The organism is Albidovulum salinarum, assembly GCF_025673475.1.
GTDB lineage: Bacteria > Pseudomonadota > Alphaproteobacteria > Rhodobacterales > Rhodobacteraceae > Albidovulum > Albidovulum salinarum.
The window spans coordinates 20126-27395 of record NZ_JAOVQO010000029.1; the positions used below are offsets into that span (position 1 = coordinate 20126).

The following is a 7270-nucleotide window of genomic DNA, read 5'->3' on the forward strand; positions in this document are numbered from 1 at the left end:
CCCGCCGGAGGCGCGGTCTCCGGCAATCGTCCTGCGCGGGGCAGGGCGCGACGGCGCGCGTCCTCGGCCGCGCCGGGGGCGAAATTCGCCATTGTGTTCGACCGGACTTCGCCGCTAATGTCGGCCAATGCCGGGACCGGTCGTTCGCGACCCGGTCCGGCCCATCAGATTCACTGGCGATCCGCGCGCTTTGGCACTCATGCCGCAAGCGCGGGACCGGCAGGCCGATAGGCCGCAAGGCCGCACATTCGCCCCGCAGCCCCGACAGGGCCGGGGCCCGAGTTGGACGCCGCAAGGCGTCCGGGACAGAACCGCGATGAAACGCGTGAGGTCAGAGCAGCAGAACCCGGGCAGGCCGTCGGCCGCCCCCGCATCTGTTCTCACGCCGTCACTCGCCCAAGCAATTGAACGCGGCTTGCGCGCCGGCCCCCCGGGGGGCCGGCCGCCAACCGCGTTCGGAAAGATTTCATGGCCAAGAAAATGCTCATCGATGCCACCCACGCGGAAGAGACCCGCGTCGTGGTGGTCGACGGAAACAAGGTCGAGGAGTTCGACTTCGAGACCGTCAACAAGCGCCAGCTCGCCGGCAACATCTATCTAGCCAAGGTCACGCGGGTCGAACCCTCGCTGCAGGCGGCCTTCGTCGATTACGGCGGCAACCGCCACGGCTTCCTGGCGTTCTCGGAGATCCATCCCGACTACTACCAGATCCCGGTCGCCGACCGGCAGGCGCTCCTCGAGGAGGAGCGCGCCTATGCCGAGGCGCTTGATGCCGAGGAGAACACCCGCTCGCGCCGCCGCGGCAAGCCCCGCGCCGAGAAGAGCCGGCAGGACGATGCCGTCGTGACCAGCGACGAGATCCCCGGCATGACGGTCGTCGACCTCGGCGAGGATGACGAGGCCGAGAACGACGACCGGGCCGAAGCCGCGGTCGACGTCGAGACCGCTGCCGCGACGGACGAGGCCACCGACGCCCCTGCCGAGGAGCCGGTGGAGGAACCCTCCGCCGAAGCCCCGCGCGAGGAGCCCTATGTCGCCGCCGACCACGCCTCCGAGACCGACGACGAGATCGAGTCGGTCGCCGACGAGGACGTGACCGAGGAGATCCGCCAGCCGCGCAAGCCCCGGCCGCGCCGCTACAAGATCCAGGAAGTGGTCAAGGTCCGGCAGATCATGCTGGTCCAGGTCGTCAAGGAGGAGCGCGGCAACAAGGGCGCGGCGCTCACCACCTATCTCTCACTTGCCGGCCGGTACTGCGTCCTGATGCCGAACACCGCCCGCGGCGGCGGCATCTCCCGCAAGATCACCAATGCCGCGGACCGCAAGAAGCTGAAGGAGATCGCGGGCGAGATGGAAGTGCCGGAAGGCGCGGGCCTGATCATCCGCACCGCCGGCAGCCAGCGCACCAAGGCCGAGATCAAGCGCGACTACGAATACCTGATGCGGCTCTGGGAGCAGATCCGCGAGCTCACGCTCAAGTCGATCGCCCCGGCGCCGATCTACGAGGAAGGCGACCTCATCAAGCGCACGATCCGCGACCTCTACAACAAGGACATCGACGAGGTGCTCGTCGAGGGCGCCGAGGGCTACCGCGCGGCCAAGGACTTCATGAAGATGATCATGCCGTCCCACGCCAAGAACGTGAAGCACTACCACGAGGGCCTGCCGCTCTTCGCCCGCTATCAAGTCGAAAGCTACCTCGCGGCGATGTTCAACCCGACGGTGCAGCTCAAGTCGGGCGGCTACATCGTCATCGGCGTGACCGAGGCGCTCGTCGCCATCGACGTCAACTCGGGCCGGGCGACCAAGGAAGGCTCGATCGAGGAGACCGCGCTCAAGACCAACCTTGAGGCGGCCGAGGAAGTCGCGCGCCAGCTGCGTCTGCGCGACCTCGCCGGTCTCATCGTCATCGACTTCATCGACATGGAGGAGCGGCGCAACAACGCCGCCGTCGAGAAGCGCCTGAAGGAAAAGCTCAAGACCGACCGCGCCCGCATCCAGGTCGGCCGCATCTCCGGCTTCGGGCTTCTGGAGATGAGCCGCCAGCGGCTCCGTCCGGGCATGCTCGAGGCCACGACCGCGCCCTGCCACCATTGCCACGGCACCGGCATCATCCGCTCCGATGACAGCCTCGCGCTGCAGATCCTGCGCCAGCTCGAGGAGGAGGGGACGCGCAAGCGCTCTAAGGAAGTGCTCCTGAAGGCCCCGGTCGCGGTGGTGAACTTCCTCATCAACCAGAAGCGCGAGCATCTGGCCCAGATCGAGGCGCGCTACGGCATGGCGATCCGGATCGAGGCCGACCCGGCGATGGTCAGCCCCGATTTCTCGATCGAGAAGTTCAAGACCGCGACCCGCTTCGTGCCCGAACCGACGACCCCGGTCGTCTCGGTCGACGCGCTGCGGATGGCAGACCTCGAAGAGGAAGACGAGGAGATCGTCGAGGAGGTGGACGAGGCCGACGAGGTCGAGGAAGCGTCCGAGGCCGCGGCCGAAGCGGCGCCTGCCGCCGGGGCCGAGGGCGAGCCCTCGCGCAAGAAGAAGCGCCGCCGGCGGCGGCGGCGGAAGGGTGGCAACGGCGAGGCCACGGCCGCGCCCGAGACCGGCGCCGAGGCGGAGGCGGAAGCCGACGAGACCGCGGCGGAGGACGCCGTGGAGGCTGCGGAGGCCGAGCCGGCCACCGAGGAACCGGCCAAGAAGCCCAAGGCCCGCCGTGGTCGCGGCAAGGCGAAGGCGGCCGAGGAGGCCGCTCCGGCATCTGAAGCCGCTTCCGCCGAGACCGCCGAAGCGTCTGCTCCCGAGGCCGAGACCGAGGCCGTCGCCGAGGTTGTGGCCGAGGCACCGGCGGAGAAGCCCAAGCCGCGTCGCTCGCGTGCCAAGGCGAAACCGGCCGAGACCGAGGCCGAGGCGGGTGCCGAGGAAGGCGCCAAGGCCGCCCCTGCGAAGACCCGCAAGCCCCGTGCCCGCAAGCCGGCCGCCGCGCCCGTCGCAGCCACGCCCGAAGCGGATGCGGAGGCGGCCGTGGCCGCACCGGCCGACGCTGCACCGGCCGAGAAAGCACTGGCCGTGGACGCGATGCCCGAGGAAGCACCGGCCGCCGCGCCCGTCGTAGCCGAGCCCGAAGTCGCGCAGCAGCCCGAACCCGTGGCCGCGTCCCAGCCGGTCCCGGCGCCGAGCCCCGCGGCCGCCGAACCCCAAGCGCCGATCCAGCCCGACCCGCAAATGGCCGAGGCGAGCGCCGCGGAGGACGACGACAGCAAGCCCAAGCGCCGCGGCTGGTGGTCGCTCGGCCGCTGAGCGGACGACAATGGAAGCCGGGTCCATCGACCCGGCTTCTTCATTTCTGACAGAGCCATCCTTGCGCGGGCCCTTGATCGCCCGCCGGCGCGATCGCCTACTTGAATACCACCTCCAACTCGTCTTCGAACCAGGTCTTCAGCCCGACCATCGGCTGCTCTCCGGCCTCGGAGAAGGCGAAGACGTGAAAGGCGTCGTTGTGCATGGTCACGCGGCAGAAGCGGCCTTCTCCGGCGAGCGCCGCCGGACACTCGGCCAGGTTCACATGCCCCACCGCGGTCTCGAACATCTCGTAGGTGAACTGCGCGGAATCCTGCGCCGTTGCCGCCGTCCCGAATAGCGCGGCGGCACAAGCCACTGCCAGTTTGTTCATGAGACCCTCCTCCCTTTACGTCCATGCCTCATTCATGGACCAGATCATCTTCGCATGGCGCGCCGCGCGGCCTTTTGACGACGATCAGACCCGGTGCCGGGCCGGGACAGCCTGCGGCGCGGTACACCGTGCGCCCTCCACAACCTTGTGAGAGCCCGTGACGCAATGGCCCCGTGACGGCGCCCGAAGCTTGCGATAAGGCTGGGACCATGTTGGAAACCGGCATCATGGACGCGGGCTTCGTGCTCGCCGCGCTGATCGCGCTCTTCGCGGGGGTTCTCTCGTTCCTGAGCCCCTGCGTGCTACCGATCGTGCCGCCCTATCTCGCCTACATCGGCGGAATCACCATGAGCGAGATGAACCACGACGAGGCGCGGCGGCGGCCGATGCTCGTCGCGGCGGCGTTCTTCGTGCTCGGGCTCTCGACGGTATTCCTGTTCCTCGGCTTCACCGCCTCGGCCTTCGGCCAGTTTTTCCTGCAGAACCAGGACGGATTCGCCATGCTCGCGGGCGCGGTGGTGATGGTCTTCGGCGCGCATTTCCTCGGCATCTTCCGGATCCCGTTCCTCGACCGCGAGGCGCGGTTCTCGGGCGGCGACCGCGGCGGCTCGGCCTTCGGCGCCTATGTGCTCGGCCTCGCCTTCGCCTTCGGCTGGACCCCCTGCATCGGCCCGCAGCTCGGCATGATCCTTGCGCTCGCCGCCCAGGACGGTTCGATGCTGCGCGGCACCGGGCTCCTCGCCGTCTACGCGATCGGGCTCGGCATCCCGTTCCTGCTCGTCGCCGCCTTCTTTCCCCGCCTCCGGGGCACCATGGCCTTCCTCAAGCGCAACATGGACCGGATCGAGCGGATCATGGGCCTTCTCCTCTGGACCATCGGCCTTCTCATGCTGACCGGCGGCTTCAGCCAGTTCTCCTACTGGCTGCTTGAGACCTTCCCCTCGCTGGCGCTCCTCGGCTGACCCGCCCGGCCGGTCACTCGGCCACGAACCGCACCACCTTGCGCCCCGGAAACGCCGCCGCGAGCGCCTCGGTGTCGAGATCGCCGGTATCTTGCAGGAAGACTGGCGCCGACCCGTCAAGCCAGGGATCGTTGAGAAACAAAGCCGACCCGGCCTGATGGCCCCCGGCGACGATCACCACCTGACCGTCGAAGAGACCCGTCGCCGCGAGGTCGCGCAGCTGCGGATCGTACCCGCCATAGCGATGGTATTTCTCGACCCCGCGCCAGGGCGTGAACACCGCAAGGCCGAAGATGCAGCACAGGCCGAGGATCGAGTCGATGCGGACCAAGCCTTCCTCGTTCCGGCCCGGAAACCGGGTCCTGAGTGCTTCGTAGCCGCGCGCCGAGAGATAGAGCAGCGGAAAGGACGCGAGGAACCAGTAGCGCGGGCCAAGGTAGTAGCTGTCGGCGAACCAGTAGAGCGCCAGCGCCGCGACGACCGCGATGACGACCGCGATCATCGCCGCGTCGAACTGGCGCAGGGGCCGCTGCCAGAGCAGGAAGGCAATGACGAGCGACAGCGATCCGATAGACCAGCCGAGCATGTCGAACTGCAGGCTCGCCGCCATCGTGAGCACGTTGACCGCGGCCTCCGTCGGCGAATGGCCGGGCCAGAGGTCGATCACCTCCCGGCCGCCCGGCGCCCCGATATCGGCGCCGAACCCGTAGGCATCCGCACCCGGCGCCCAGTGCCGGTCGATATAGGCGCCGAACGGTGTCGTCAGCGCCGATCCGGTGAGCGCGGCGTTGTAGGCGAGAAGCAGTCCCACCACGACGAGAAGGCCCGCCCCGAAAGCCATCACGCGCCGCGCCGACCCGCCCGGCCCGGCGAGGATCCAGAGCCCGGTCGCCGCTCCGATCACCATCCCGTCGAGCGGCCGCGTCGCCACGATCCAGCCGATCGCGAGGCCCGCGACCGCGAGCCGCCGGAGGCCGGTCCGGTCCGACCCGCCGCGCAGCACCATCCACCAGGCGAAGAGCATCAGCGCCAGCGTCAGCGTATGCGGCATCAGCGTTCCCGCCGCCGCCAGCAGCCAGGGCGAGGACGCCATCATCGCCGCCACGAGATCGGCCTGCTCCTGCCCCACCTTGCGCCGGGCGATGTCATAGGCAAGGAGCACCGAGATCCCGGCCAGGATCGGGTTGACGAGCCAGGGCAACCCGCTCACCAGCCCGAGCGCCAGCGCCGCCGGCCAGCCCGGCATCGCGGCGGCATACCAGCGCCCGTCGCTAATCTCGAAGAGATGGGCCTCCAGCCCCGCCTGTGCCGCCTCGGGAGGGGCCGGCGCGGTCAGCGCGCCGCCGGCCAGGGTGCGCGCCTGGAAGATATAGGCGACCTCGTCCTCGTCATGGGGGATGTGCTCGAAGGCGAACTGCGCGAGAAGCAGGCTCGCGAGAACCGCGAAGGTCGCGGGCACGATCGGCGAGACGCGGTGGACGCCGCGGATCGGGCTGCGGACCTGGCTCATCGCGATCAGCACCGCGAGATGCAGCACCATCAGCGCGCCCGTCACCGCGACATGGGCGAGATAGGCGCCGTAGGCCCCGCGCCAGACATAGATCAGGAGCGGCACGCCGAGCATGAAGCTCGCCGCGAAATAGACCGCGATCCGTGCCGTGCCGAGCCGCCGCCGGGCTTCCGCCAGGACCCACCCCGGCCGGGCCCGGCGGAGCGCCCGGAGCGCGACCGCTGCCTCAAGTGCGATCACCGCGACCATCAGCCATTCGCGGCCGTTCTGCGGCTTCAAATGCAGCGTCGGGAACCACAGCGCCTCGGTCATGTAGAGCTGCGCCCCGCTGCCGGTCAGGAAGACGAAGGCCAGCACGCCGAACCGCGTTGCTCCGCAGCGCATCGCGTAGCCGAGCGCCGCGAGTGCCAGCGCCAGCACCGAGAGTGCCCAGCGGTCAATCGGGTCGAGCGCGATCCCGGCCAGCGGCGAGGGCAGGGCGAGCGCCGCCCAGAGCAGCGCCGCCGCGCCGGCCAGCGCCGCGAGGCCGGCCCGAAGGTTTGGCTCGACCGGCATCGCCTTCATGGCCCGGATACCGCGAGTTGGCCGCGCATGCGGATCGCGCGCGCCGCGGGACGCCGGGGTTCCGCGCATTCGGTCTCGTCGATACAGGGCGATGCGACGGTGACTATCCGCATGTGACTTAATCTTTCGTGCCGCGTCCAAAGCATAAATGAACCGGCCCGCGCACAGTTCCCGAGGAGCGGCGCCGAGCCCCCTCACAGTAGCTCAACTTCGATGAGGCACTCCGGATTTCCATGCCGGGCCGGAGCTTTGTATCCGAAGAAATGGAAATGATCCTGCAAAGACGTCATTGTGGGTGGATCGCGAACAGCGACGCGGTGGGTTCGGCGCTGTGTCTGACCGTCGATGTGTCGCCAAGTGATTTCGTAACGGGATAATTCATTTTCGCTATTCGTAAATTGATCACCGAAGGCGCGGCTATAGTCGCTGCAATCAGGGAGGATTCCGATGCCGCTTTCCATGAACCGCGACGTTTTCATCACCTGTGCCGTGACCGGATCGGGCGGCACCCAGGACCGCAGCCCGCATGTGCCGCGCTCGCCCGCCGAGATCGCGAAATCGGCGATC

6 protein-coding genes are annotated in these 7270 nt (G+C 68.9%); 3 read left to right on the forward strand and 3 right to left on the reverse strand.

Going from position 1 to position 7270, the window contains the following annotated elements:
• Window positions 1-468: 468 nt before the first annotated feature.
• Window positions 469-3294, forward strand: coding sequence for an Rne/Rng family ribonuclease (locus OEZ60_RS20760; protein WP_263340512.1), 2826 nt, complete (start codon window positions 469-471; stop codon window positions 3292-3294).
• A gap of 97 nt (window positions 3295-3391) precedes the next feature.
• Here OEZ60_RS20760 and OEZ60_RS20765 read toward each other — a convergent pair whose 3' ends face one another.
• Window positions 3392-3667, reverse strand: a complete 276-nt coding sequence (locus OEZ60_RS20765) for a hypothetical protein (RefSeq protein ID WP_263340515.1) — start codon at window positions 3665-3667, stop codon at window positions 3392-3394.
• A 209-nt stretch (window positions 3668-3876) separates the two neighbouring features.
• Between OEZ60_RS20765 and OEZ60_RS20770 the strand changes: the two genes are divergently transcribed.
• Window positions 3877-4629 (forward strand): cytochrome c biogenesis CcdA family protein, encoded by a 753-nt coding sequence (locus OEZ60_RS20770; RefSeq protein ID WP_263340517.1) that lies wholly within the window; start codon window positions 3877-3879, stop codon window positions 4627-4629.
• Between the two features lie 13 nt (window positions 4630-4642).
• On the opposite strand, the gene OEZ60_RS20775 is transcribed toward OEZ60_RS20770, so the two are convergent.
• The gene (locus OEZ60_RS20775) at window positions 4643-6703 is read right to left on the reverse strand and encodes a glycosyltransferase family 39 protein (RefSeq protein WP_263340519.1); all 2061 of its coding nucleotides are present in this window, start codon (window positions 6701-6703) and stop codon (window positions 4643-4645) included.
• Window positions 6704-6897: 194 nt separating this feature from the next.
• A complete protein-coding gene (locus OEZ60_RS20780) occupies window positions 6898-7164 on the reverse strand; it encodes a hypothetical protein (RefSeq protein WP_263340521.1) in 267 nt (88 codons plus the stop codon).
• Between OEZ60_RS20780 and OEZ60_RS20785 the strand changes: the two genes are divergently transcribed.
• Window positions 7151-7270: 3-keto-5-aminohexanoate cleavage protein (locus OEZ60_RS20785; protein ID WP_263340530.1), on the forward strand; the 120-nt coding region annotated here is incomplete at its 3' end. The two genes, OEZ60_RS20780 and OEZ60_RS20785, sit on opposite strands and share 14 nt — an antisense overlap.